The following is a 25261-nucleotide window of genomic DNA, read 5'->3' on the forward strand; positions in this document are numbered from 1 at the left end:
TATGTCGTGGTTCATTCAAACCTGTCGGTCATCTCTAGGCAAAAAGTACATCATGGCCCTGACAGGGCTCATGCTAGGCGGCTTCCTGGTCGTCCATACCATTGGTAACAGCACGATCTTCTGGGGAAGAGAAGCTTTCAATGCGTACGCCCATCACCTTCACTCGCTGGGTATCTTTGTGCCGATTTTCGAGATCGGGCTCTACTCAATCTTTTTTCTCCATGTCATCACCGGTGTTATCCTCTTTCTGCAAAACAGGGCGGCACGAGGTGAGCAGAGGTATGAGGTGGACAAATCAGCTGGTGGCAGGACCTGGGGTTCCAAGACCATGCCATACACCGGTGCGGCCATCTTTGTCTTTGTCCTGATTCACCTTGCCAACTTCCATTTTGTTGAAAAGACGGAAATCCTGACCATTTCTGACGTGGTCACTGCGGTCCTCAACAATCCCGGTTTCACCCTCATCTACATCGTAGGTATGGGTGTCCTGGCGCTGCATATCAGCCATGGCTTCTGGTCTCTGTTCCAGACCTATGGCATCAGCCATCCTCGTTACGACGGGCCTATCCGTAATGTGACCTGGGCCGTGGCAGCCATCATGATCGTGGTCTTTGTCCTGATCACCCTGCTTTTGGTTGTGTCCCAGAATCATCTTCTCGGTTAAGGCAGCTGGAGCACGAGAGATGCTCTACCCTGTAGCGAGAACGCGTGTTGACGCTACGGTATACAGATATATAGCAACGACCCTGATACGTCGTAATTCACTTTCCACCATAGCTAGAAGAAAATATTATGCAGCTTGATTCGAAAATACCTGAAGGACCGTTGGCTGAAAAATGGAAAAAAGCCCGTTTTTCTAATAAACTCGTCAATCCGGCTAACAAAAGGAAATACGAAGTCATTGTTGTAGGAACCGGACTTGCCGGCGCAGCAGCAGCAGCTACCCTTGGAGAACTTGGGTATAACGTTAAATCATTCTGTATCCAAGACAGCGCCAGGAGAGCCCACTCCATCGCTGCCCAGGGTGGTATCAACGCTGCTAAAAATTACCAGGGAGATGGCGACTCCATCTTCCGTCTCTTCTATGACACCATCAAGGGCGGCGACTTCCGTGCCCGTGAGGCCAACGTCTACCGTCTGGCCGAGGTCGCCAACAACATCATCGACCAGGGTGTAGCCCAGGGCATCCCCTTTGCCCGCGAATACGGCGGAACCCTGGCCAACCGCTCCTTTGGCGGCGCCCAGGTCTCCCGTACCTTTTATGCCCGTGGTCAGACGGGACAGCAGCTCCTGCTCGGCGCCTACTCCGCCATGATGCGCCAGGTATCCACCGGCAAGGTCACCCTCCACACCCGTCAGGAGATGGTGGACCTGGTCGTGGTAGACGGTGAGGCCAAGGGGATCATCACCCGTAACCTGATCACCGGAGAGATCGAGCGTCACTCCGCCCATGCCGTGGTTCTGGCCACCGGCGGTTACGGCAACGTCTACTTCCTCTCCACCAACGCCATGGCCTCCAACGTGACCGCTGCCTGGCGTGCCCATAAACGGGGAGCCGGCTTTGCCAACCCCTGTATGGTCCAGATTCATCCCACCTGTATCCCGGTGCACGGCGACTTCCAGTCCAAGCTGACCCTGATGAGCGAGTCCCTGCGTAACGACGGTCGGGTCTGGGTTCCCAAGAACCCCAACGAGACCAGACCGGCGGCCGAGATTCCCGAGTCAGAGCGTGACTACTACCTGGAGCGCAAGTACCCGAGCTTCGGCAACCTGGTGCCCCGTGACGTGGCCTCCCGTAACGCCAAGCAGGCCTGCGATGACGGCCTGGGTGTGGGTGAGACCAAACTCGGTGTCTACCTTGACTTTGGTGAGGCCATCAAGCGTGACGGTCTGGACGTCATCTTGAGAAAGTATGGCAACCTCTTCCACATGTATGAGAAGATCACCGCCTCCAACCCGACCAAAGAGCCGATGATGATCTACCCTGCCGTCCATTACACCATGGGTGGACTCTGGGTCGATTACGAACTGATGACCACGGTTCCTGGTCTCTATGCAACCGGTGAGGCCAACTTCTCAGACCACGGCGCCAACCGGTTGGGTGCCTCCGCGCTGATGCAGGGCCTGGCCGATGGCTACTTTGTCCTGCCCTACACCATCGGCAACTACCTGGCCAACGTCGCACCCGAGCCCACCAACACCAACCACGAGGCCTACGATCAAGCCGAAAATGCAGTCCGGGAGAACACCACCAAGCTGCTGAAGAACACCGGCTCCAGCAAGGCAGGCCTGGAGACCGTGGATTACTTCCACAAGAAGCTCGGTCAGGTCATGTGGGATAACTGCGGTATGTCCAGAAACAAGGAAGGTTTGGAAAATGCACTCAAGGAGATCCCTGCCATCCGTGAAGAGTTCTGGGACAAGGTGGTCGTACCAGGCAATCGTAACGAACTGAACCAGTCCCTCGAGCGGGCAGGTCGGGTCGCCGACTTCCTCGAGTTCGGTGAGCTGATGGTTCGCGATGCCCTTAACCGTGAAGAGTCCTGCGGTGGACACTTCCGTGAAGAAAGCCAGACAGAAGAAAATGAAGCGAAGCGTGACGACGAGGGCTTCTCCCATGTTGCCGTTTGGGAACATAAGGGTGATGGTGCCGAACCTGTCATGCACAAGGAACCACTCACCTTTGAAAACGTTACACCTTCCCAGCGAAGCTACAAGTAACGAAGAAGATATACCATCGTCGAATAATTGTGGGTGTACTCCCTAAGGATTAATACAAACGCAGAATATATCTCATGGCATCGAATACGATCAATATAATAGTAAAGATATGGCGACAGAATGGGGCCCAGGCAAAGGGGCAATTCGAAGACCACGCACTGAAGGATATCAGTACGGACAGCTCCTTTCTGGAAATGCTGGACGTACTCAACGAATGGCTGGCCCGTAAAGGAAACGAGCCCATTGCCTTTGACCACGACTGCCGCGAGGGTATCTGCGGTATGTGTGGTGCAGTGGTGGACGGCATTGCCCATGGTCCTGAAAAGGAAACCACCCTCTGTCAGCTCCATATGCGCAGCTTCAATGACGGCGACACCATCATCATCGAGCCTTTCCGGACCAAGGGTTTCCCGATCATCAAGGACCTGGTGGTTGACCGCTCTGCCCTGGATCGACTCATCCAGGCCGGTGGCTTTGTCTCAGTCAACAGCGGTTCACCCCAGGATGCCAACAACATCCTGATCCCCCAGAACGTGGCAGAACAGGCCATGGACGCAGCAGCCTGTATCGGTTGCGGTGCCTGTGCAGCAGCCTGCCCCAACGCCACCCCCATGCTCTTTCTGGGTGCCAAGGTTTCCCAGCTGGCCCTGCTGCCCCAGGGACAGGCGGAAGCCAAGGCCCGGGCCATCAACATGGTCAAGGCCCTGGACTGTGAGGGATTCGGTAACTGTGGCAACGAGCGTGAGTGTGAGAATGTCTGCCCTAAAGGCATCTCCATCCGCAACATCGCCCGGCTGAACCGTGAGTACCTCAAGGCCCAGTTCAGCTACGACGAATAGGCCTCAGGAAGCTGCCCCAGGCAGTCCCAGGTGCAGGATCTACCCTGTTTCGGCATTGTGCCGGAACAGGGTTTTTTTTTGCCCGGAGCGCGCACCCTGAATCAGACTCCGGACGAATTGACCTTCCGCCCGGATGCGCTCCTGTTAGTTAAGGTATCACTCTTGTTATTCACCATGCCTCCTGGTATGCTGCAGTTGCTGAAACCACTGTGGTGTTATCCTCTACCTGAAACCAACCTCGGGACCCGGCCATTCCATGGACACCTTACTCTCCGCACTCAAGACAAGCCTTGAGGTCACCTCCGGCTGCACCGAACCCGCAGCCATAGCCTATGCAGCCAGCTTTATCGGCAAATACTTGAGCCAGCCGGTGACCAGGTTTGTCCTCCGCATCGATCAACGAACCTACAAGAATGCCTTTGCCGCCGGGATCCCCCACGGGGGTGAGCGCAAGGGCTCGGAATGGGCCCTGATCTTAGGCTTCCTCACCGCAGCTCCGGAAAGACGGCTGGCCCTGTTCTCTGCCCTTAACCAGGAGCTGCTGACCCGGGCCGATCTGCTTCATGCCAGGGACCTCATCCAGGTCGAACTGGTGGACAGGGAGGGGCTCCATATCGATATCCGGGGATTTGGCAGCAGCGAAGAGGTCCGCCTCACCCTGGAGGGGGGCCATACCCGGATCGTCCACCTGAGTAAAGACGACCAGGAACTCCCCTTGGACGAGTTCCAAGCCCAATCCCAGAGCGTCTCACCCTTCCACTTTGACGATACCCTCTACCAGGCCCATGACTGGCCGACTCTGGTCGATAGCCTCTACCAGGATGAAGCCCTGCAGAAGCTTGTCCAGCAGGGGATTGCCTTTAACATGGCCGCAGCACTCCATGGCCAGCAGTATGTCCCGGCCGATAACGACCAGGTCGAGAATCTGGTCATGGGCGCCATCTTTGCCCGGATGAACGGCGATCCCATCCCGGTGATGAGCTGTGCCGGTTCAGGCAACAAGGGTCTCACCTCCATCATCCCCGTGGTGGCCCTGGCCCGTGAGCAGCAGCGGGGTGAAGAAACCGAAATCAAGGCCGTACTGGTCGCGGTGCTCCTCACCGCCCTGATCACCTCCCGTTTCGGTGAGGTCTCTTCGGTCTGTGGGGCCCAGTATGCTGCCGGCGCCGGTATCATCGGCGGCGTACTCTACCTGCGTGACGAACTGCAGCTCTTTGATGGGGCCTATAACAACTTTGTCGCCGCCATCAGCGGCGGCTTCTGTGACGGTGCCAAGGGCAGCTGTTCCATGCGGGGCAGCATCGCCGTGAGCGCTGCCTTGAGTGCCATCAGGCATGCCGAATCAGGCTTTGTGGTCTCCTCCAGAGATGGTTTTCTTGGCCAGAGTTTCCATGCCACCCTGGATAATCTGGTCAAATATAACCCCCTGATCGCCCGTTTCGAACTTGAAACCATCAAGATCCTCCAAGATAAGTAGCCAGCAACCTGGTGAATCCATCAAGGGCCGGGTTCGCCTGCTCAGGATACCTCCCCCTGTAAGGCCTGCCCGGAGGCTGCTCAAGGCGCTCCTGCCCCTGCTGCTCATCCTCTCCTGGTGCCGACCAGGCCATGACCTTGCCGCAGGCGAGTCCATGCCGAGGGTCAGCCCCTTGCGGGTAAAGACCGCCATCCCCTCCAGAGCGGAAACCTCAGTGGATGGCCTGGTCAGGCGACTCTATCAACAACGGAACCATACCCCTCTCTGGCTCACGCCCCAGGGCCCGGACTCCCGGGCAGAGATGCTGCTCAACGTCCTGATTGATGCCCGCCATGAGGGCCTCTTTCCCGCAGACTACCAGGTTGATACCATCCTCGGGCTGTGGCACCGTCCCGGCATCAGGGAGCAGAGTCGACTCGACTACCTCCTGACCAGGGGCCTGACCCTCTATCTGCTGCAGAGCCGCAGAGGCAGGATATCTTCCTGCGGGGAAGGCAGAGGGTCGCGCCAGCTGGCCCACTCTTTTCAGGCAAAAGAGGATTTCGCCCTGCTGAGCCAGGCTGTGGAGGAGAAAGCGCTCCGCAGCTTTCTCTTAAGCCAGCAACCCAACCACCCCCAGTACCCTCTGCTCAGGCAGGCCCTGCAACGTTATCGACGCCTGGCCCTGGCCGGCGATTGGCCGACCCTCGCCCATGGACCACTGATCAGACCCGGGATGTATGATCAGCGCCTGGTCCAGGTCCACCGCCGACTGCGCCTGGATCAGGCCCCCCTGCTCTCCCCCCTCCCCCACAACCGCTACACCCCGGCCTTGGAGTCAGCAATCAAACGTTTCCAACAGCGCTTCAACCTGGAGGCCGATGGCATCATCGGTCAGGCGACCATCAAGGCCCTCAACATCCCTGCCCGCCAGCTGATCCGGCAGATCCTGCTCAACATGGAACGGCTCCGCTGGTTGCCCCAGCGGCTCAAGGGACCACGGGTAGTGGTCAACATCGCCGGCTTCCGGCTCACCGCCTTGGACGGCACCAGGGTAGCCCTGGAGATGCCGGTGATCGTCGGCACCACCGTCAACAAGACCCCCACCTTCAACGACAGCCTCCGTTACCTGGTCTTCAACCCCTACTGGAATATCCCAGACTCCATTGCCGCAAACGAGATCCTGCCCAGTCAGCTCAAGGACCCCAACTATCTTGAGGAGAACAACATCCGGGTCTTTGCCGACTGGGATCATCAGGCCACACCGATTCCGCCCGAGGCCATTGACTGGCAGCAGCTGGGCAGCAAGATCCGGGCTTATCGCTTCCGCCAGGAACCCGGACCTGACAATGCCCTGGGACAGTTGAAATTCATCTTTCCCAATCGCCACCATATCTACCTCCATGACACCCCGGCCACCAAGCTCTTCAGCCTGCACAGACGGAGCTTCAGTCACGGCTGTATCCGGGTCGCTGCACCGCGGCAGCTGGCCCTCTTCCTCCTGGAACAACGCGGCCCGGGCTGGGATCTTGACCGTATTGATCAACTGATTCAGGATGGTCAACGCACGGTCATCTCCCTGGGGACGCCGATACCGATCCATATCACCTATAGCACGGTGGTGGTTGATCCGGAAAACGATGAGACCTTCTTTTACCAGGACATCTATGGCCTGGATCAGCAGTTGGCCAACCATCTCTTTGCACCAGCAGAGAGGCGACTCTGCCGCAGCCAGGACGCTCCAGCCACACTTAGCGCCTCCCTGCCCGGATTGTAACCATAACCACCACCGACACCTTTGCCTGGCGGTGATCATCGCTAACCTTTAGATACGCCAAGGAGAACCATGCACGCCAAAAATATTATCCATCTGGTCAGTTGCCACGCCGAAGGTGAGGTCGGCGATGTCATCGTCGGCGGGGTGGCCCCTCCCCCAGGTGCCACCCTCTGGGAGCAGGCCAGGTGGATTGCCGCAGATCAGACCCTGCGCAACCTCATGCTCAACGAACCCAGGGGTGGCGTGTTTCGCCATGTCAACCTGCTGGTACCGGCAAAAGATCCCAGAGCTCAGATGGGCTGGATTATCATGGAGCCGGTCCACACCCCGCCCATGTCCGGCTCCAACTCCATCTGCGTTGCCACGGTCCTCCTGGAAACCGGCATCATTGCCATGGAAGAGCCGGTCACCACCATGGTCCTGGAGGCCCCCGGCGGCCTGGTTGAAATCCGCGCCAACTGTACAAACGGTAAGGTTACCCGGGTAGAGGTCAAAAATGTCCCCTCCTTTGTCGATCAGACCCAGGTCCCCCTGGAAGTCGCCGGGATGGGCACCCTGCTGGTGGATACCGCCTATGGCGGAGACAGTTTTGTGATGGTGGATGGGGCCGAACTGGGCTTTGCCATCACCCCGGATGAGGCCAGAGAGCTTGCCGAAACCGGGATCCGGATCACCGATGCCGCCAGCGAGCAGCTGGGCTTCAACCATCCGGAAAATCCTGACTGGGACCATATCTCCTTCTGCCAGTTCAACCTGCCCCTGGTTAAGGAAAACGGCATCCTGGTGGGCCGCAACACCGTCTCCATCCAACCGGGCAAACTGGACCGTTCGCCCACCGGTACCGGCTGTTCCGCCCGCATGGCCCTGCTCCACAGCCAGGGGCTGCTCAAGACCGGGGACCGCTTCATTGGGGAGTCGATCATCGGTTCCCGCTTTCACTGCCGGATTGCGGCCACCACCAGGGTGGGCTCGCGGCCGGCCATCCAGCCGATCATCTCCGGCCAGGCCTGGATCACCGGGATTCATCAGCACCTGCTGGACCCCGGCGATCCCTGGCCCCAGGGGTATCGGCTTGCCGATACCTGGCCCAGATTCAACCAATCCCCCTCTTTTCCAGGAGCCGACGCCCATGAAGATCTTTAATGCCCAAGAGGTTGCCGCCCACCTGCAGTGGCAGCCGCTGATCGACAGCCTGAGCACCATCTTCAGCCATGGCTGCCAGGTCCCGGTCCGACACCACCACACCATGGAGCTGGCCGGTCAGAGCGATGCCACCATGCTGATCATGCCGGCCTGGATCCCGGAGCAGTATGCAGGGGTGAAGATCGTCAACGTCTTTCCAGATAATCCCCGCAAGTCCCTACCCACCATCATGGGCCAGTATCTGCTCATGGACGGGGCCAGCGGCGCCTCCCTGGCCCTGCTTGATGGGGCAGAACTGACCGCCCGACGCACCGTGGCGGCCTCGGCACTGGCCAGCCGCTACCTCAGCCGGGAAGAGAGCAGCAAGCTGTTCATCGCCGGCAGCGGCCGAATTGCCCGCTACCTTGGACTGGCCCACGCCGCAGTCAGGCCCATCAGGGAAATCAAGGTCTGGTCACGCTCCCCTGAAAACGCTGCAGCCGCGGCCCAACACTATAGTGCGGCCGGCTTTACCGCCACCAGCACCGATTCCCTGGAGCAGGGCACGGCCTGGGCCGATATCATCAGCTGTGCCACCCTCTCCCAGGAGCCGCTGATCAGGAAGGCCTGGGTCCGGGCCGGCAGCCATATCGATCTGGTGGGCGCCTTTAAGCCCATGATGCGGGAAAGCGACACCGAGCTGATCTGCCGGGCCTCGGTCTTTGTCGATACCCGGAGCGGCACCCTGGCCGAGGCCGGAGACCTGCTCATCCCCATCCGGGAGGGACGTTTTGAGGCGGGTTCGATTCGGGCGGAACTGGAGGAACTGATCCGAGGACTCCATGGAGGACGGCTGGATAGGGAAGAGATCACCCTCTTTAAGTCGGTGGGTGCGGCCCAGGAGGACCTGGCCGCGGCCATCTGCTGCTATGAGCACCAGCAGGGGCAGCAGCCGAGCTAAGGCGCGCCGGGAAAATACGCTGCCCGGAGGATCCGGGCAGCCGACGACTCAGTTGTTGGGGATCAGGAACACGGGGATATTGGAGTAGCGGGTCACCCTGCGGGCACAGGTACCCATCATGGTGTTGCCGAAAAAGCTATGGGCGCTCTTGCCCATCACAATCACGTCCACATTGTTCTCCTCGGCAATCCGGAGGATCTCCCGGCTGGGCGTCCCCATGACCACATGGACTTCGGTGTCCGGGATCCGATCCTGCCGCTCTCCCCGGAGCTCCTCCCGGGCAAAGAGCTGCAGTCTTTTTTTCACCTTCTCCAGGACCTCATGCATGCCGTCTTCGCTCTTGAGCTTATCTGCGGTCTCCAGGGGCAGGTAGGTGTCCACGATGGCGTTGCCGGCGGCACTTAAGGGTTCAACCACGTGAACCATCAGGAGCTTGGCCTCATAACGGCGAGCCAGACTCACGGCCCGGCGAAATACCGGCCGGGTATGCTCGCCCTGGTCGCTGGCATACAGAATTTTATTGATTGGTGGGATCATTACAACCTCTACGGGGATGAGGGCTGATAGGGAGCGGGTGGACGACCCGTGGCCGTCCACCCCTGGGTTCAGTTACTGATAGCCGTGCAGCTTGTCCAGAAACTCGGGCAAGAACAGGGATACCTGGGGTATATAGGTAATGATGATCAGGAAAATAAGCAGGAGCATCAACCAGGGCAGACAGGCGCGAATGACCCAGCCGATACTGTTACCGGTTATTCCTGCGGTCACGAAGAGGTTCAGGCCCACCGGCGGAGTCAGCATACCGATTTCCATGTTCACCACCATGATGATCCCCAGGTGGATGGGATCGATTCCCAGTTTCACGGCAATGGGGAAGAGGATCGGGGCCATGATCAGGAGGATGGCCGAAGGCTCCATGAAGTTACCGGCCATCAGCAAGAGCAGGTTGACCACAATCAGGAACATCCAGGGAGAGAGTCCCCAGCCGATGATCAGTTCCGCCAGATGATGGGGAATCCGCTCGGTGGTCAGCACATGGGCAAAGAGCATGGCATTGGCAATGATAAAGAGCAGCATGATGCTGACCTTGGAGGCATCCAGAATAATCTTGCGCACATCCGGGTCGTTGAGGCAACGGGGGATGGCCTGGATGGATCTGGCGCAGTTGCGCAGAACCGCGCTGGCGACCCCTTCCCCCTGGTTTCGCCAGGCCACCTCTTTCAGCGGGCCCACGTCACGGTAACCGAAGATGGAAACCAGGAAGGCATAGACCGCCGAAACCGCAGCCGCCTCGGTGGGACTGGCCACGCCGCCGTAGATGGAGCCCAGGACGATGATGATCAGCATCAGGCCGCCAAAGGCCGAGGAACCGGCAGCCAGGACCTCGCCAAAGCCCATCCAGGGCATGGCCGGGAGTTTCTTGATCCGGGCAGCGATATAGATGGCCAGCATCAGGATGCCGCCCATCATCAGGCCCGGGATAAAGCCGGCCATGAACATCCTGGCTGCAGAGACCTCGGTTGCTGCCGCATAGACCAGCATGACGATGGAGGGGGGAATCAGGATCCCCAGGGTGCCGGCATTGGTGATCACCCCGGCGGCAAAACTTTCCGGATAGCCAGCCCGCACCATGCCCACGATGACAATGGAGCCAATGGCGGCAACGGTCGCAGGAGAGGAGCCGGAGACTGCCGCAAAGATCATACAGGCCATGACCGAGGCCATGGCCAGACCGCCGCGGATATGTCCCACCAGGCTCAGGGCAAAACGAATGATCCGCTTGGCCACCCCACCGGTGGAGAGAAAGGCTGAGGAGAGGATAAAGAAGGGGATGGCCAGCAGGGTGTAGTGTTCCGAGAGGGCCTCAAAGAGCTTCAGGGCGATGGAGGCCAGGGAGTCACTGGAAAAGAACAGGATGGTGGTGATACTGGAAAGTCCCAGGGCCAGGGCAATGGGCATGCCGATGAGCATGCAGCCGAAAAGCAGTATAAACAGAGCCGCCGTGGTCATGGTGTGACCTCCTCTTCTTTGAGTTCTTCTACGATTTCCATACTCTCCTTGGCCTCATCCACATGGCGGAAGCCATCGGCCTCGTCGATCACGACCTGCCAGAGCAGGAGCAGGATCCGGATGGAGATAAAGCTGAAACCGACCAGCAGCATCCCATGGGCCAGCCAGGTGGGGATGGGCAGATCTTCCAGTTCGATCCCGATCTTCTTCATCTTGGCCAGATAGATCCAGGAACCGTAGAGGATCAGCCCGCAGTAGCAGAGGGAGAGGATACAGGCGACACAGGTGATCAGGCGCCGCATGCCCCGGGGGAAAAGCTTGACAAAGGCATCGACCCCAATATGGGAGCCCACCTTAATCCCGTAGGAGGTGCCAAAGAGCACAAACCAGGCCGACATGTGCAGGGTCAGCTCCTGGGTCCACATGAAACCGGTATTAAAGCCGAACCGCATAACCACATCCAAAAACACCAAGAGCGTGGTTGCTATCAGGAGAAGACTGATCAGCGCCTCTTCCACTTGACTTAAAACACGCAAAAACATAAAAATAGTCCTCAGCAAAGGGAAGGGCAGGATCCCTGGGATGAATCCTGCCCTGGAACGAGCCGTAGCGGGCTCCGCTGGCTCAGCTCGCTCTTAGTTATTGGCATTATAGGCTGCGTCGATCAACTCTTTACCGATCTCATGCTCAAATTTCTTCCAGACCGGCTTCATCACCTCGACCCACTGGGCCCGCTCTTCCGGGGTCAGCTCCAGGATCTGACTGCGCTTGGAATCGATGATCTTCTGCTTATCGGTCTTGGCCTTGTCCGCAGCCACCTTATTACCAAAGAGAATGGCCTCATCCAGGGCTTTTTTCACCTCTACCCGCAGCTCATCGGAGAGGTCCATCCAGAATTCGGCAGAGGTGACCACCATATAGTCCAGGAGACCATGGTTGGACTCGGTGATATAGGGCTGTACCTCAAAGAACTTCTTGGAGTAGATGTTGGACCAGGTGTTTTCCTGGCCATCGATGGCCCTGGTCTGGAGCAGGGTGAAGACCTCGGAAAAGGGTTTCTTCAGGGGGGTGGCCTTGACGGCCTTAAACTGTGCGGCCAGCACGTCTGAAGACATGATCCGGAACTTGAGACCCGCGACATCGGCAGGCACCTTGAGCGGCTTGGAGGAAGAGAGCTGCTTCAGGCCGTTATGGAGATAGCCCAGGCCAACCAGTCCTTTCTTTTTCATGGCAGCCAGCATATCCTGTCCTTCCTTGCTGGACTGAAACTTATCCACCGCTGCCATATCCTCAAACAGAAAGGGCAGATCATAGAGGGCTACTTTTTTCGTATAGCGCTCAAACTTGGACAGGGAGGGTGCGGCCATCTGGACATCCCCAAGCAGCATGGCTTCCAGCACCTTATTATCACCAAAGAGCTGGGAGTTGGGATAGACCTCGACCACGACCTTGCCCCCCAGTCGTTCAGCGACCAGATCCTTGAACTTATTGGCCATCTGCCCCTTGGGGGTGTTCTCAGCAACGACATGAGAAAATTTGATCACCACTGGTTTAGCCCAGACAGGGCCGACTGCAAATGCTGCGCTGATTGCCAATGCGGCCGCGGCCAGAGTCACTTTACGAAACATACAATCCTCCAATCATTTTTAGGTAAGACAGTGTCGGGGAATACCGGCTGCCGAAGAATTCCACCAGGAAACGAGGCAGAAAGGGAACCAGCCAGGCTGCTGCTGATTCTCCATCTAACTAGCAAAGCAGGGACCACATTCAACCCCAAACGACAAGGTACTGATATGGTGGAAATTATAGGTGAGTCCAGCTGGGAGCGCGGACTTCAAACGGGTGGGATTCCACCCATTTGAAGCAAAGGGGAGTGGGGAAAGTTACCCACACCAACCCGGATCGGCTGAAGAAAGCCTGTCAGGAGAGGGGTGTGGGCCTTTTCTTATTTGAAATCATTCTTGTCCAGGCCGTGTTTCTGGAGCTTATCGTAGAGGGTCTTTCGCGGCAGGCAGAGGGCAGCCATGACCTGTTTCAGGGAACCGTTATGGGCGGCCAGGGACTGTTCCAGCAGGGCACGCTCAAACATCTCCACCTGCTGATGGAGGCTGCCGGAGAGGGCGGTCAGCTCACCGGAGAGCAGCTGCTCAACAGACCAGTCAGCCTGACTCCCGAGGAGCACATAGCGCTCGGCCAGATTGCGCAGCTCACGGACATTACCCGGCCAATCATAGGTCATCAGCATGTTGACCTCCGCCGCCTTGGGGGTCGGCACCTCCCGTTGATAGCGGTGGCCGGCCACCAGCAGGTAGTGATGAAAGAGCAGGGGAATATCTTCCCGCCGGGCCCGCAGGGGGGGAATTTCGATACAGACCACGTTGAGCCGGTAATAAAGGTCCTCCCGGAACTCGCCCCGCTCCGCAGCCTCCTTGAGGTCACACTTGGCTGCCGCCACCACCCGGATGTCCAGGGGGATGAGCTTGTTGGAGCCCAATCGTTCCACCGCCCGTTCCTGCAGCACCCGCAGGAGGTGGACCTGCATCTGCAGGGGCATACTCTCAATCTCGTCCAGCATCAGGGTGCCGCCGTTGGCGTGTTCGAACTTACCCACCCGCAGGGCCTTGGCATCGGTGAAGGCCCCGGCCTCATGGCCGAGGAGCTCACTCTCGATCAGATTCTCGGCAATTGCCCCGCAGTTGACTGCTACGAAATTTTTGTTGCGCCGGTTGGAGTGCTCGTGGAGTGAACGGGCCACCAGTTCCTTGCCGGTCCCGGTCTCCCCCACCACCAGCACATCGGCCCCGGTATCGGCGATCTGGGCAATGGTTGCCCGCAGCCTCTTGGTGGCTGCGGTCACTCCGATGATGCGCGGCCCAGGAGCACTGTGGACCTCCAGTTCGGTACGCAGTCGTCGATTCTCCAGGGTCAGCATCCGCTTCTCCAGGGCCCTGACCACGGTCTTGACCAAACGCTCGGAGGAGTAGGGTTTTTCCAGAAAGTCATAGGCCCCGTTACGCATGGCCCGGACCGCGGTGGAGATATCCCCGTGGCCGGTGATCAGGATCACGGGAAGGTCGGGATCGATCCTGTTGATCCGTTCCTGGAACTCCATGCCGCTGATCCCTGGCAGGCGAATATCACAGACCACCACCCCGGGCCAGTCCTCATCAATGACCTCCAAGGCCTGTTCAGCACAGTCACTGGTAATGACCTCCAGATCCTCCAGCTCCAGGGTCTGACGATTGGCCTGGCGGATATGCTTTTCATCATCGATAAAGAGTACCTTGGTCAACAGTTCCATAGCAGTCTAAGGGGTTTTGAGTTTAATGGTAAAACAGGCGCCAAGCTCGGTATTGGCCACCTCGATGGTACCTCCCATCTCCCGGACGATCCGGGCGGAAATCGTAAGGCCGAGCCCCAGTCCCTGACCAGGCTCCTTGGTGGTGAAAAAGGGTTCAAAGACCTGCTCGATCACCTCCTGCACCACTCCGGGCCCGTTGTCCTGGACCAGGAGCTTGACCAGACCCCCCTGACGGTGGGCCGTGATCAGGATCCGTTTTTCTTCCTGGTTCTGAACCGCGTGGAGGGCATTGGAGATCAGGTTGACCAGGACCTGCTGGAGCAGCACATTGTTGGCCCAGACCTCCAGGTCTTCGGGGATGATCCGCACCTCCAGCTTCACCCCTGATTTCACCAGAGCCGGACGCAGGATCTCCAGAGCCCCATCCAGGCTGCCGTGGAGGGGAACGATCTCCAGCCGGTCGCTGGTTTTACGGGCAAAGAGTTTCAACTGGGTACTCAAGGCAGCCATCCTTTCGGTCAACTCGCTGATCTGCTCCAGGTTCCAGAGGGCATCCTCGCCACGCTCTTTGCGAAAGAGGCGGACCGCATTCTCGGAGTAGGTCCTGATGGCGGCCAGGGGCTGGTTCAACTCATGGGTGATCCCTGCAGACATCTGCCCCAGGGCAGCCAGCTTGGCGGCATGGACCAGCTCCTTGCGGGTGCGCCGCAACTTGGCCTCGGTCCTTTGCCGCTCCGTAATCTCCTGTCGCAGCTGGCTGTTGGAGCGGGTCAGCTCCCTGGTCCTGGAAGAGACCCGTGACTCCAGGACCTCGTTGGCATCCTCCAGCATCCTGCGGGACTTCTCCTCATAGCGGTGGCGCTCCTGGAGACGGAGCTGGCGTTGCCAGAAGAGCAGAATCAACATCACGGCAATGGTGAAGACCGAACCCACCGCCACCATGGTACGGATCACGAACTGCTCCACCCCTTTGATGTCAGAGAGAATCTGCACCTCCCAGCCGGCCTCTCTCATCTCTGAGCGGAGATGGAGATAACGCTGGACCACCCCGTTCTCCTCGTCAACGATGGAGACCAGGCCATAGTCGTCCTGGACCTTGCTGTGGATGATGTTGATCGGGGTAAGGGAGGCGGCCGGGTAGCGTTTACTCGCCACCAGCATCTCCAGGACCCCATGGGAGAGGGGCAGGAGGGTACGATATCGCCAGTCGGTCTTGGTGGTGATGAAGATCACCCCCTCCGGATCGGTGACCAGGAAGATATCCCCTGGTTTTTTCCACTTATCCTCAACCGTATCGATGTTGATCTTCATCACCAGGGTGCCGAGGATCTGCTGCTGGTGACGCACCGGATAGGCAAAGTAATAGCCACGCTGGCTGGAGGTGGCACCCAGGGCAAAATAACGGCCCAGGTGTCCCTCCATGGCCTCCTGAAAGTAGGGTCTAAAACTGAAGTTCCTGCCCACAAAGGGCCTGGGAGTCTGCCAGTTGCTGGCGGCGATGGTCAGACCCTCCCGGTCCATCAGATAGGTATCGGCAGCATCACTGATCCGGTTGACGGTCTCCAGGTACCTGTTGAGGGCCTCGATCCGTTCCCGGCCGTCTGGATTCTGCAAGAAGTTGACCAGACGTTTATCCGTGGCCAACAACTCCGGCAGGGTCTCGTATTTCTCAAGGACTCCCTGGAGATAGGACCTGTAGAGGGCAAGGCGGGTGGAGCTCTCCCCTGCCTTCTCGGCAAATCCCTGTTGGTAGGCCCATCTGCTGGTGCCGGCAAGGGCAGCGATCATGAAAACCAGACCAAAGATCAATGCTGTCAGAAACGGACGGCCCATGAATCCCTCTGCCGTGCTCGGCTCGACCATGCCCCGGTCACTTGGTTCTGCCAGCCGCTCCCCGCCTCAGCCGGGCCGGGCCTGCCATCGATCAGCCGGGGAGCCAGGCCGATGGCGCCTGCTGAACCTGCCCGGTTCAATTCCCACTGGCTAATTGCGTTTCGATCCCGTATAGTTGGCTCGCACATACGCCCTCACTTTTCTCTGTCCATGGTACCTATGTCTCTGCACCCATCCTTCCACTCCGGCTCCATCACCTGTCCCGAACAACTCAGCTCTCTGCAGGGACTCGACCTCGCTGCTATCTCCAGGGTAGCTGCCCGCTATCCCCTGCGGATCAGCGGCTATTACTTCCGCCTGATGCAGGAGGTCGGTGCCCCCCTGATCAAACAGGTCATCCCGGACAGCCGTGAACTCAACGATCCCGATGGCCTGGAAGATCCCCTGGACGAAGAGAACCTGAGCCCGGTGCCCAACCTGGTCCATAAGTACCCGGACCGGGCACTCTTTCTGGTCTCCAGCGAATGTGCCATGTACTGCCGTTTCTGTACCCGCAAGCGAAAGGTGGGCACCCCCACCATGTCCATCACCGACCAGACCATTGCCCAGGGACTGGATTACCTGGCCCGAACTCCGGCCATCAAGGACGTCCTGGTCTCCGGAGGCGACCCGCTGATGCTTTCCGACCAGCGGCTGGAACGCATCCTCAAGGCCATCCGAGCCATTCCCAGTGTGGTCACCATCCGTATCGGTACCCGGATGCCCTGCTCGCAGCCCATGCGGATCACCCCCCGGCTGGCCGGGATGTTGAAGAAGTACCACCCTCTCTACCTCAACACCCACTTCAATCATCCGGCAGAGATTACTCCCCAGGCCACCCGCGCCTGCGGCCTGCTTGCCGATGCCGGGATCCCTCTGGGCTGCCAGACCGTGCTCCTGCGCGGGGTCAATGACCGACCCGAGGTCATCAAGGCCCTGATCTACAGCTTACTCGAGATCAGGGTAAAACCCTACTACCTCTTTCAGGCCGACCAGACCAGGGGAACCTCCCATTTCCGCACCACGATCCAGACCGGTCAAGCCATCATGCGCCACCTGATCGGCCATGTCAGCGGCATGGCCATCCCGACCTATGCCCTGGATGCACCGGGCGGAGGCGGCAAGATCCCCCTTACCCCGGAATACATCGATAATCTCACCGAAACCTTGGACTTTACCACCTACCTGGGCAAGCCCTGCTCCTACCCGAATACCATCATTGGCTGATCCTGGTTTCCAGGTTCTTGCTTTATCCCCAGGTTCTTGCTTGATGAATCAGAGCCATCCGTTATAGTATAACAGTATAGCATCACATGGGGTGCAGCAAGCTGCCTTTACCCATCCCCAGGCTCAACTCGACACCGTCGCAAGAACAAGGTCGGCTAAACGTCCCCAGTGCCCACAGGTAGGAGCCATGACTTCAAACACAGAACAGGTAGTCGCCTCTATCCTTCAGTCCCAGGAGTTGCCGACCCTGCCTGTGGTTGCCTCACGCCTGCTGAGCCTTACCGCCAGGGAAGAGACCACCCTCGCCGATATTGCCAATCTGATCTCCCAGGATGTGGGCCTCTCTGCCAAGATACTGCGGGTTGCCAACTCCTCTTTCTACAGCTTCCCCCAACAGATTGCCACCATAAACCAGGCAGTTTCCGTGCTCGGCACCAATGCGGTGCGCAGCCTGGTGCTCTCCTTTTCTTTTCTCAGTTTAAATCGGCGCAAAAAAAAATCTCTCTTTAATTTCCGTAAATTCTGGGAGGAATCGCTGATCGCGGCCGCGGCTGCCAAGCTGATTTTGGAACAGCTCGATGATAGCGACAACGAAGAGATCTTCATCTCCGGGCTCCTTCAGAATCTCGGTCAACTGATTTTTGCCACCACCCTGCCCGAGGAGTATGATCAGATCCTGGCAGAACTCAAGAACGATCCCGATCAGGATGAAGTTGCTCTGGAAAAACGTTTCATCGGGATCTCCCACTCTCTGGCCGGCTATGCTGTTGCCCAAAGATGGGGATTTCCTGACAGCCTGCTGATCCCCATCCGCTACCACCATGCCCCTGATGACTTTCCCCGGGACCAGGCAGGGGAGGAAACGCAGGCCATGCTCCAGAATATCCATGCGGTCTACCTCTCCGGCCTGCTGATCAAACTCTATACCTCTGCAAGCCCAGAAGAGTATCACCGCCAGTTCCGCAGAGATGCCAGACGACTCCTGGCTCTGAGTCCCAGGGCCATCAACACCGTCCTCCGACGATTGGACCTGGAGATCGACCAGGCTGCCAGCTATTTCGACCTGCCCATTAAAAATGTTAAATCTGTGGCAGAAATCCTCCAGGAGGCCAACCTTCGCCTCAGTCTGCTCAACCTCTCCTACGAGGAGATGAACCGCGAGTTGGTCCAGACCAAGATGAAACTGGAAAAGCTCACCGAAGAGTTGGCAAATAAAAACAGGTTACTGGAGAACCTGGCCAACATCGATGGGCTCACCGAAATCAACAACCATCGCTTCTTTCAAAATTTCCTGGACAACGAGATCAATCGGGCCATCCGGAATGAACGCCCCATCACCATCCTGCTGGCAGATATCGATCACTTCAAGCAGTTCAACGATACCTATGGCCACCAGACCGGTGACTTCATCCTCAAGGAGTTCTGCCGTGTGGCCTTGGAAAATATCCGGGAATATGACCTGATGGCCAGGTATGGGGGAGAGGAGTTCGTCTTTGTCCTGCCGGAGACCAACAGCGACGAGGCCCTGGTGGTTGCCGAAAAAATCAGGGAGTGCATAGCCACCTATCCCTTCAGCGACGGTGAACACACCTACCACGTCTCCATCTCCATCGGGGTTGCCACCGCCATCCCCCAGGACAGGAACTTTAAGAAAAATGAGTTCATTGGTATGGCTGATGACGCCCTCTACGATGCCAAGGGAAGCGGTCGCAATCGGGTAGCAGCCTATAGCCCCAAGCAGAAAAAAAAGAGATGGTTCAAGCTGTAAGGTTTTCCTCGCAGCCGCCGCTCCCTCCGCTCTCCCCGCTCTCACCCCCTTCTACTGATACCTGCCGCTCTCAGGACGATCCTCCTGATCAGCCTGGAGCTCACGCTTGTCCCACTGCTGGTCCCCCTCCCCTTGATCAGGGAATCAGCCGCTCTGCACTGGGAGGCCCTGGGATGATCTCCCGGAAAACCAGCCGTAACAATTCCCTTAACAGCTGTTCCCGGGCCTGATAAGATAGCCAGCGCAGTCCGCCATACGATTCTGCCCAGCAGAAGTCCACGCTGGTCCCAGTCCCGCTCAGCGGTTTATCCGTCTCATCAACAAGGAGTATAAGGAGAAATTATGAAGCCCAGGCGTTCCAATCTATCCGTACCCGGCCATGTCCAGAAGATGCATCCCAAGGCCGCTGCCAGCCAGGCCGACGTGATCATGCTGGACCTTGAAGACTCGGTCCCTGTTGACGCCAAAGAGGCGGCCAGGGCACAGGTCATCCAATCGCTTCAGGAGCTCGACTGGGACCAGGGCACGGTAACGGTTCGGATCAACTCCCTGGATACCCCCTTTGCCTATCGTGATCTCTTGGAGGTGGCCGAGGCATGCGGTCAGGTGATCGATGCCATCGTTATCCCCAAGGTCAACGATCCCAGTGATATCCACTTTGCCCGTCACCTCCTGGACGGGATTGAACTCAACCGCGGCCTGGATCGTCCCATCCGGATTGAGGCCTCCATCGAGACGGCAGAGGGCCTCTCCAGGGCCACTGAGATCGCCGCAGCCAGTGACCGGGTGGTCAGCCTGGTCTTTGGCATTGCCGACTATTCCGCCTCGGTCGGGGCCAGGCTGGTTTCGATCTCCGGCCACGGCGAGAAGGAGGAGGATCTCTATCCCGGCCACCGCTGGCATTTTCCCCTCTCCCAGATGATCATGGCTGCCAAGGCCCATGGATCCCTGGCCATCGATGCCCCCTACGGCAACTTCAAGGACCAGGAAGGACTGCGCCGCTCGGCGGTGATGGCCTGTGCCCTGGGCTGTGACGGTAAGTGGGCGATCCACCCCGGTCAGATCGAGACCATCAACGAGGTCTTCACCCCGGCCCAGGCAGATATCGAGCTGGCCCGAAAGGTGCTCGCTGCCAACGAGGAGGCCCGGAGCAGCGGCCGGGGCGCCATCGCGGTGGAGGGGAGGATGGTGGACCAGGCCACCGTGCGGCTGGCCAGACAGCTCTGCGCCCAGGCCGAGCACCTGGGACTGGACTAAGCGGCCGGCCTCCTACGAGTCGGCCACCACAGGGGTGGCCATAAAAAAAAGGGGACTCCGTAGAGTCCCCTTTTTTTTACTCCAATCAAACGATTGGATGCTGGCTGGTGCTTAGCCGATAACAGCCAGTACCGCGTCCTTGACTACGGAATCACCGGAACCGAAACCAAGGGCCTTCACCTCACCGTCACAGGGTGCGGCCAGGGCGTTTTCCATCTTCATGGCTTCGAGGATGACCACGGTGTCGCCGGCGCTGACGGTATCGCCGACATTGACATCGTAACGGATGATCAGACCAGGCATGGGCGCGGTCAGCGGGGTTCCGCCTTCTACGGCCACAGGGGCAGGCGCGGCGGCGGCAGGTGCAGCGGCAGCAGGTGCGGCAGCAGGTGCGGCAGCGGCAGCAGGCTTGGCAGCAGGTGCGGCTGCGGCAGCAGGTGCGGCTGCCATCATCACAGGGGCATCACCGGTGGGATCAACCTCGACATCAAAGTACTCGCCGTCAACAAAGACGTTGAAGGTCCGGATGTTGGCGGTCTTCTCAGGGGCAGGCTTGGGCTCGATCAGCTCACCGGCCTTGGCCTTGGCAAGGATCTCGTCACGCTTCTTGACGTCTTCCATGGTCACCGCACGTACCTCTTCGGGCGGCTCAGCTACACCGTACTTCCACTCCAGGAACTTCTTACCGGTTACCGGGTAGATGGCGTAGAGGATCAGGTCGTCGATGTCCTTGGCCAGATCGCCGATCTCAGCCTTGGCCTTCTCCATCTCAGGCTCGAGTACCTCGGCAGGACGGCAGCTGATGGGCTCCTCGCCACGATCGTAGCCCTTGAGGGCCTTCTTCTGTACCTCTTCGTTGATCGGCACAGCGGTCTTACCGTAGAGACCGTAGCAGAGATCCTTAACCTGACCGGTGATCATCTTGTAGCGCTCATCCGGGGTGTCAAAGAGGACGTTGTTGACGGTCTGGATGCCGACGATCTGGCTGGTGGGGGTAACCAGCGGAATCTGACCCAGGTCCTTACGTACCTTGGGCAGCTCTTTGTAGACGTCGTCGATCTTATCCAGGGAATCCATCTCACGCAGCTGGTTCACCAGGTTGGAGAGCATGCCGCCCGGGGTCTGGTGGAGCAGGACGTTGATATCGATGATGGAGAACTTGGAGTCATCCTGAAGGTGCTTGTACTTGGGCATAACCTCTTTCTCAAGCACTTCGTTGATCTCAGCCAGTTTCTTGATATCAAAACCGGTGTCGCGGTTGGTACCCAACAGACCCATGACGATCGGCTCTACTGCGGCGTGAGCGGTGCGGTAGGCGTATGGGGACATACAGGTATCGATGATGTCAACCCCGGCCTCGATGGCCTTGAGGTGACTCAGCGGAGACATACCGGAGGTGAAGTGGGAGTGCAGGTGTACCGGGGTGTCGGTGTTCTCTTTGATGGCCTTAACGATGGCATAGGCATCGTAGGGAGCGATCAGACCGGCCATGTCCTTGATACAGATGGAGTCTGCACCCATGGAATCCAGGTCTTTGGCCTTGTTGACATAGTAGTCGATATTGTAGAGATCACCACCAAGACGGGGCTCGGTCAGGGTATAACAGATACAACCCTGGAAATGCTTACCAGATGCCTTGATCTGCTTCACGACAGTCTCAAAGTTACGGTAGTCGTTGAGGGCGTCAAAGGTACGGAAGATGTCCATCCCGTTTTCTGCAGCACGCTCGACAAAGGCCAGGGCCAGGTCATCGGCGTAGTTACGGTAGCCGACCAGGTTCTGGGCGCGAAGCAGCATGGAGAAGGGGGTCTTCTTGATGTAACGCTTCAGGGTACGCAGACGTTCCCATGGATCTTCGTTGAGGAAACGGTGCATGGTATCAAAAGTAGCTCCACCCCAGGTCTCGATGGCCCAGAAGCCGATCTCGTCCATCATTTCCGCGACAGGAATCATGTCTTCTGTACGGCCACGGGTGGCGAACAGGGACTGATGTCCGTCGCGGAGACTAAGGTCCATGACTTTTACTGGATTTGCTGCCGCAGGACGGTCAGCATCGTAGTTCATGGCGGTCTGTGTTACTTGGTCGCTCATTTTCTGTTTCTCCTCTAATACTTATCGTTAAACATCGAAAACTGTGTGAAGCACAATTAAAACGCGCGCAGCTGCATCATTCTACGCATGGTCATCATTTCCTGGCGACCACTTATGGCCCAGAGATTGGGTCCTGCCTGGGCAGCATTTGCAGCGGCGGCCTGCTGTTCCAGATAGGCGGCCTCGGCTTCCTGCTGCAGATAGGCATTTACCGCAGCCAGTGCTGCTGCCATTTTCTTGTTTTTTGGTTTTGCCATCGTTTCACCCTTTGATGATAGGTTATTCACTGCATCTTTTCAGATCCTAGTGGTCGACTAGTTCCCGTTACAGCGGAATATTACCATGCTTCTTGGCAGGATTGGTGTCACGCTTGCCGCCGATTGAAGCCAGGGCATTGATGATGCGGGTCCGGGTTTCGGCAGGCTCGATGACGTCATCGATGTAGCCACGTTCCGCAGCACAGTAAGGATTCGAGAAATTGGTGGTATACTCTGCTTCCTTTTCGGCCAGGAATGCAGCAGGATCGTCTTCACCCTTGGCTGCCCGGGCATAGAGCACCTCAACCGCTCCCTTACCACCCATAACGGCGATCTCACCGGTGGGCCAGGAGTAGTTGACATCGCAGCGCAGATGCTTGGAGGACATAACGCAGTAGGCTCCACCATAGGCCTTACGGGTGATGATGGTGATCTTGGGTACCGTGGCTTCACCGTAGGCGTACATCAGCTTGGCGCCGTTACGGATAACACCACCGAACTCCTGATCGGTTCCTGGCAGGAAGCCGGGAACATCGACAAAGGTGATGACCGGGATGTTGAAACAGTCACAGAAGCGAACAAAGCGGGCACCCTTGATGGAGGCATCGATATCGAGCACACCGGCATAGTAGGCAGGCTGGTTGGCGAGAATACCAACACTCTTACCACCGTAGCGGGCAAAACCGATCACGATATTGGGCGCAAAGTTTTCCTTGATCTCAAAGTAGACGCCGTCATCCACGGTCTCGCAGATGACATTTTTCATGTCATAGGCCGCATTGGGGTTGTCCGGGATGATGTCGTTGAGGCTCTCACAGCGACGGGTGGTCGGATCATCACTCTCGACCACTGGCGGATCTTCCATGTTGTTCTGGGGCAGGTAGGAGAGCAGGGTCTGGATGTACCAGATGGCATCATCCTCATTCTCCGCACCATAATCGGTCACCCCGCTCTTGGTGGTATGCATGGAGGCCCCACCGAGCTGCTCAACGGTGACATCTTCGTTGAGTACCGTCTTGACCACCTTGGGACCGGTCAGGAACATGTAGGACTGCTCTTTAACCTGAACAATGAAGTCGGTGAGGGCGGGGGAGTAGACCGCACCACCGGCACAGGGGCCGAACACACCGGAGATCTGGGGAACAACCCCTGAGGCAAGGATGTTTCTCAGGAAGATGTCGGTGTAACCGCGCAGGGCTTCAATGCCTTCCTGGATGCGGGCACCACCGGAGTCGTTCAGACCGATGACCGGGATACCGTTCTTCATGCCAAGTTCCATAACCTTGACAATCTTTTCAGCAAGGGTTTCGGAAAGAGAGCCGGCCAGAACAGAAAAGTCCTGGGCATACAGGTATACGGGACGGCCATTGATCTTGCCGCAACCGGTTATAATACCGTCACCGGCAAACTTGGTCTTCTCCATGCCGAAGTTGACACATCGGTGGAGTTTAAAACAATCATACTCCTCGAAGGAACCCGGATCGACGAGTTGATTGATGCGTTCACGGGCGGTCTTTTTTCCCTTGGCGTGGATCTTGTCAATCTTGGCCTGGCCGCCACCGAGAAGAGCTGCGGCTCTGCGCTTTTTCAGCTCTTCTATTTTTTCTTTTGTTGTACTACTCATGCTGTCTCCTTGCTGCAGAATTCAGTAAAGATCCCGTGCTTCAATTATGAGTACAGGGCCTGTCCCTGGTACACCGGCAACAGGCCCTGGGTATCGGTAATCAAAGAATTAGAAAACTTTTTTACAAAGATCGCCCATTTTACCGAGGTTCTCGCAATGATGAACGCCGCTGGCCTTCATTGCCTCGATCTTAGCTTCAGCAGTACCCTTACCGCCACTGACGATCGCACCGGCATGGCCCATGCGACGACCTGGAGGAGCGGTCAGTCCTGCAATAAAACCAACAACAGGCTTCTTGGTGTTCGCCTTGATCCACTCGCAGGCATCCTCTTCCGCATTACCACCGATCTCACCGATCATGACGATGGATTTGGTCTCGGGATCCGCCTCAAAGGCCTCCAGACAATCGATGAAGTTGGTGCCGTTGATGGGGTCACCGCCGATACCGATGCAGGTGGTCTGGCCAAAGCCAACCTGGGTCAGCTGGTGAACAGCCTCATAGGTCAGGGTTCCGGAACGGGAAACAACACCGACATTACCAGGCTTGCCCATGGTGTTGGGCATGATACCGATCTTGCACTCGCCCGGAGTCATGATGCCTGGGCAGTTGGGACCGATCAGACGGGTGGTCTTGGTGGCCAGGTAGTTCTTGACCCGCATCATATCCATGACCGGGATTCCCTCGGTGATACAGACCACCAGTTCGATACCGGCATCGGCGGCTTCCATGATGGCGTCGGCGGCAAAGGGGGGCGGTACCAGGATCATGGAGGCGTTGGCGCCGGAGGCAGCCCGGGCTTCCCTGACAGAGTTATAGATGGGTACATCGTCCATCTTCTGACCACCCTTACCAGGGGTAACACCGGCAACGACGTTGGTTCCGTAGGCGATACAGGACCGTGCATGAAATTGGCCTTCCTGGCCGGTAATACCTTGTACAAGTAGACGTGTGTCTTTGTTTACAAAAACGCTCATTGT

Annotated in this window: 20 protein-coding genes; 10 read left to right on the forward strand and 10 right to left on the reverse strand. The window is 57.9% G+C overall.

Annotated elements, in window-relative coordinates:
* Position 1 precedes the first annotated feature (1 nt).
* The 7 genes from G494_RS0100100 to lhpI all read left to right on the forward strand — a co-directional run bounded on the left by G494_RS0100100 (position 2) and on the right by lhpI (position 8876).
* The gene (locus G494_RS0100100) at positions 2-664 is read left to right on the forward strand and encodes a succinate dehydrogenase cytochrome b subunit (RefSeq protein ID WP_028582865.1); all 663 of its coding nucleotides are present in this window, start codon (positions 2-4) and stop codon (positions 662-664) included.
* A 128-nt stretch (positions 665-792) separates the two neighbouring features.
* Positions 793-2721, forward strand: a complete 1929-nt coding sequence (locus tag G494_RS0100105; protein ID WP_028582866.1) for a fumarate reductase/succinate dehydrogenase flavoprotein subunit — start codon at positions 793-795, stop codon at positions 2719-2721.
* A gap of 74 nt (positions 2722-2795) precedes the next feature.
* Positions 2796-3560: a succinate dehydrogenase/fumarate reductase iron-sulfur subunit gene (locus G494_RS0100110; RefSeq protein ID WP_028582867.1), complete on the forward strand. Its 765-nt coding sequence runs from the start codon at positions 2796-2798 to the stop codon at positions 3558-3560.
* Positions 3561-3816: 256 nt separating this feature from the next.
* Positions 3817-5037: an L-serine ammonia-lyase, iron-sulfur-dependent, subunit alpha gene (locus G494_RS0100115; RefSeq protein WP_028582868.1), complete on the forward strand. Its 1221-nt coding sequence runs from the start codon at positions 3817-3819 to the stop codon at positions 5035-5037.
* Positions 5006-6793 carry a L,D-transpeptidase family protein gene (locus G494_RS21215; RefSeq protein ID WP_153305704.1) on the forward strand — a complete coding sequence of 596 codons (1788 nt, stop codon included), beginning with the start codon at positions 5006-5008 and terminating at the stop codon, positions 6791-6793. Before G494_RS0100115 ends, G494_RS21215 begins: the two co-directional genes overlap by 32 nt.
* Before the next feature lie 69 nt (positions 6794-6862).
* On the forward strand, positions 6863-7936 hold the full coding sequence (locus tag G494_RS21220; protein ID WP_051305163.1) for a trans-3-hydroxy-L-proline dehydratase: 1074 nt from the start codon (positions 6863-6865) through the stop codon (positions 7934-7936).
* On the forward strand, positions 7923-8876 hold the full coding sequence (gene lhpI / locus G494_RS0100130) for a bifunctional Delta(1)-pyrroline-2-carboxylate/Delta(1)-piperideine-2-carboxylate reductase (protein ID WP_028582869.1): 954 nt from the start codon (positions 7923-7925) through the stop codon (positions 8874-8876). The genes G494_RS21220 and lhpI overlap by 14 nt, the downstream gene beginning before the upstream one ends.
* A gap of 48 nt (positions 8877-8924) precedes the next feature.
* Here lhpI and G494_RS0100135 read toward each other — a convergent pair whose 3' ends face one another.
* The 6 genes from G494_RS0100135 to G494_RS0100160 form a co-directional block, all read right to left on the reverse strand.
* Positions 8925-9413, reverse strand: a complete 489-nt coding sequence (locus G494_RS0100135) for a universal stress protein (protein WP_028582870.1) — start codon at positions 9411-9413, stop codon at positions 8925-8927.
* 72 nt (positions 9414-9485) lie between these two features.
* The gene (locus G494_RS0100140; protein ID WP_028582871.1) at positions 9486-10886 is read right to left on the reverse strand and encodes a TRAP transporter large permease; all 1401 of its coding nucleotides are present in this window, start codon (positions 10884-10886) and stop codon (positions 9486-9488) included.
* Complete coding sequence (locus tag G494_RS0100145) at positions 10883-11428, reverse strand: TRAP transporter small permease (protein ID WP_028582872.1); 546 nt, start codon at positions 11426-11428, stop codon at positions 10883-10885. The genes G494_RS0100140 and G494_RS0100145 overlap by 4 nt, the downstream gene beginning before the upstream one ends.
* Positions 11429-11521: 93 nt before the next feature.
* A complete protein-coding gene (locus G494_RS0100150) occupies positions 11522-12514 on the reverse strand; it encodes a TRAP transporter substrate-binding protein (RefSeq protein WP_035245002.1) in 993 nt (330 codons plus the stop codon).
* A 317-nt stretch (positions 12515-12831) separates the two neighbouring features.
* Positions 12832-14187, reverse strand: coding sequence for a sigma-54-dependent transcriptional regulator (locus G494_RS0100155; protein ID WP_028582874.1), 1356 nt, complete (start codon positions 14185-14187; stop codon positions 12832-12834).
* 6 nt (positions 14188-14193) lie between these two features.
* On the reverse strand, positions 14194-16050 hold the full coding sequence (locus G494_RS0100160; RefSeq protein ID WP_208597617.1) for a sensor histidine kinase: 1857 nt from the start codon (positions 16048-16050) through the stop codon (positions 14194-14196).
* A 189-nt stretch (positions 16051-16239) separates the two neighbouring features.
* On the opposite strand from G494_RS0100160, the gene G494_RS0100165 reads away from it, so the two are divergent.
* The 3 genes from G494_RS0100165 (at position 16240) to G494_RS0100175 (ending at position 20311) form a co-directional block, all read left to right on the forward strand.
* Entirely contained in the window at positions 16240-17286 is a 1047-nt protein-coding gene (locus G494_RS0100165) for a KamA family radical SAM protein (protein WP_028582876.1), read from the forward strand.
* Between the two features lie 187 nt (positions 17287-17473).
* Complete coding sequence (locus tag G494_RS0100170; protein WP_028582877.1) at positions 17474-19054, forward strand: sensor domain-containing diguanylate cyclase; 1581 nt, start codon at positions 17474-17476, stop codon at positions 19052-19054.
* Positions 19055-19396: 342 nt separating this feature from the next.
* A complete protein-coding gene (locus G494_RS0100175) occupies positions 19397-20311 on the forward strand; it encodes an HpcH/HpaI aldolase/citrate lyase family protein (protein ID WP_028582878.1) in 915 nt (304 codons plus the stop codon).
* Between the two features lie 111 nt (positions 20312-20422).
* Here G494_RS0100175 and G494_RS0100180 read toward each other — a convergent pair whose 3' ends face one another.
* The 4 genes from G494_RS0100180 to sucD form a co-directional block, all read right to left on the reverse strand.
* Positions 20423-22402, reverse strand: a complete 1980-nt coding sequence (locus G494_RS0100180; RefSeq protein WP_028582879.1) for a pyruvate carboxylase subunit B — start codon at positions 22400-22402, stop codon at positions 20423-20425.
* A 56-nt stretch (positions 22403-22458) separates the two neighbouring features.
* A complete protein-coding gene (locus tag G494_RS0100185) occupies positions 22459-22689 on the reverse strand; it encodes a hypothetical protein (RefSeq protein ID WP_232362449.1) in 231 nt (76 codons plus the stop codon).
* A 37-nt stretch (positions 22690-22726) separates the two neighbouring features.
* Complete coding sequence (locus G494_RS0100190) at positions 22727-24283, reverse strand: acyl-CoA carboxylase subunit beta (RefSeq protein ID WP_028582881.1); 1557 nt, start codon at positions 24281-24283, stop codon at positions 22727-22729.
* Positions 24284-24391: 108 nt separating this feature from the next.
* Positions 24392-25258 (reverse strand): succinate--CoA ligase subunit alpha, encoded by an 867-nt coding sequence (gene sucD, locus G494_RS0100195; RefSeq protein WP_028582882.1) that lies wholly within the window; start codon positions 25256-25258, stop codon positions 24392-24394.
* Between the last annotated feature and the right edge of the window lie 3 nt (positions 25259-25261).

Source organism: Desulfogranum mediterraneum DSM 13871, from assembly GCF_000429965.1.
Classification (GTDB): domain Bacteria; phylum Desulfobacterota; class Desulfobulbia; order Desulfobulbales; family Desulfobulbaceae; genus Desulfogranum; species Desulfogranum mediterraneum.

Coding starts and splice junctions, on each gene's coding strand:
- G494_RS0100100 (WP_028582865.1), top strand. CDS start 2: ATGTCGTGGTTCATTCAAACCTGTCGGTCATCTCTAGGCAAAAAGTAC.
- G494_RS0100105 (WP_028582866.1), top strand. CDS start 793: ATGCAGCTTGATTCGAAAATACCTGAAGGACCGTTGGCTGAAAAATGG.
- G494_RS0100110 (WP_028582867.1), top strand. CDS start 2,796: ATGGCATCGAATACGATCAATATAATAGTAAAGATATGGCGACAGAAT.
- G494_RS0100115 (WP_028582868.1), top strand. CDS start 3,817: ATGGACACCTTACTCTCCGCACTCAAGACAAGCCTTGAGGTCACCTCC.
- G494_RS21220 (WP_051305163.1), top strand. CDS start 6,863: ATGCACGCCAAAAATATTATCCATCTGGTCAGTTGCCACGCCGAAGGT.
- lhpI (WP_028582869.1), top strand. CDS start 7,923: ATGAAGATCTTTAATGCCCAAGAGGTTGCCGCCCACCTGCAGTGGCAG.
- G494_RS0100135 (WP_028582870.1), bottom strand. CDS start 9,413: ATGATCCCACCAATCAATAAAATTCTGTATGCCAGCGACCAGGGCGAG.
- G494_RS0100140 (WP_028582871.1), bottom strand. CDS start 10,886: ATGACCACGGCGGCTCTGTTTATACTGCTTTTCGGCTGCATGCTCATC.
- G494_RS0100145 (WP_028582872.1), bottom strand. CDS start 11,428: ATGTTTTTGCGTGTTTTAAGTCAAGTGGAAGAGGCGCTGATCAGTCTT.
- G494_RS0100150 (WP_035245002.1), bottom strand. CDS start 12,514: ATGTTTCGTAAAGTGACTCTGGCCGCGGCCGCATTGGCAATCAGCGCA.
- G494_RS0100155 (WP_028582874.1), bottom strand. CDS start 14,187: ATGGAACTGTTGACCAAGGTACTCTTTATCGATGATGAAAAGCATATC.
- G494_RS0100160 (WP_208597617.1), bottom strand. CDS start 16,050: ATGGTCGAGCCGAGCACGGCAGAGGGATTCATGGGCCGTCCGTTTCTG.
- G494_RS0100165 (WP_028582876.1), top strand. CDS start 16,240: ATGTCTCTGCACCCATCCTTCCACTCCGGCTCCATCACCTGTCCCGAA.
- G494_RS0100170 (WP_028582877.1), top strand. CDS start 17,474: ATGACTTCAAACACAGAACAGGTAGTCGCCTCTATCCTTCAGTCCCAG.
- G494_RS0100175 (WP_028582878.1), top strand. CDS start 19,397: ATGAAGCCCAGGCGTTCCAATCTATCCGTACCCGGCCATGTCCAGAAG.
- G494_RS0100180 (WP_028582879.1), bottom strand. CDS start 22,402: ATGAGCGACCAAGTAACACAGACCGCCATGAACTACGATGCTGACCGT.
- G494_RS0100190 (WP_028582881.1), bottom strand. CDS start 24,283: ATGAGTAGTACAACAAAAGAAAAAATAGAAGAGCTGAAAAAGCGCAGA.
- sucD (WP_028582882.1), bottom strand. CDS start 25,258: ATGAGCGTTTTTGTAAACAAAGACACACGTCTACTTGTACAAGGTATT.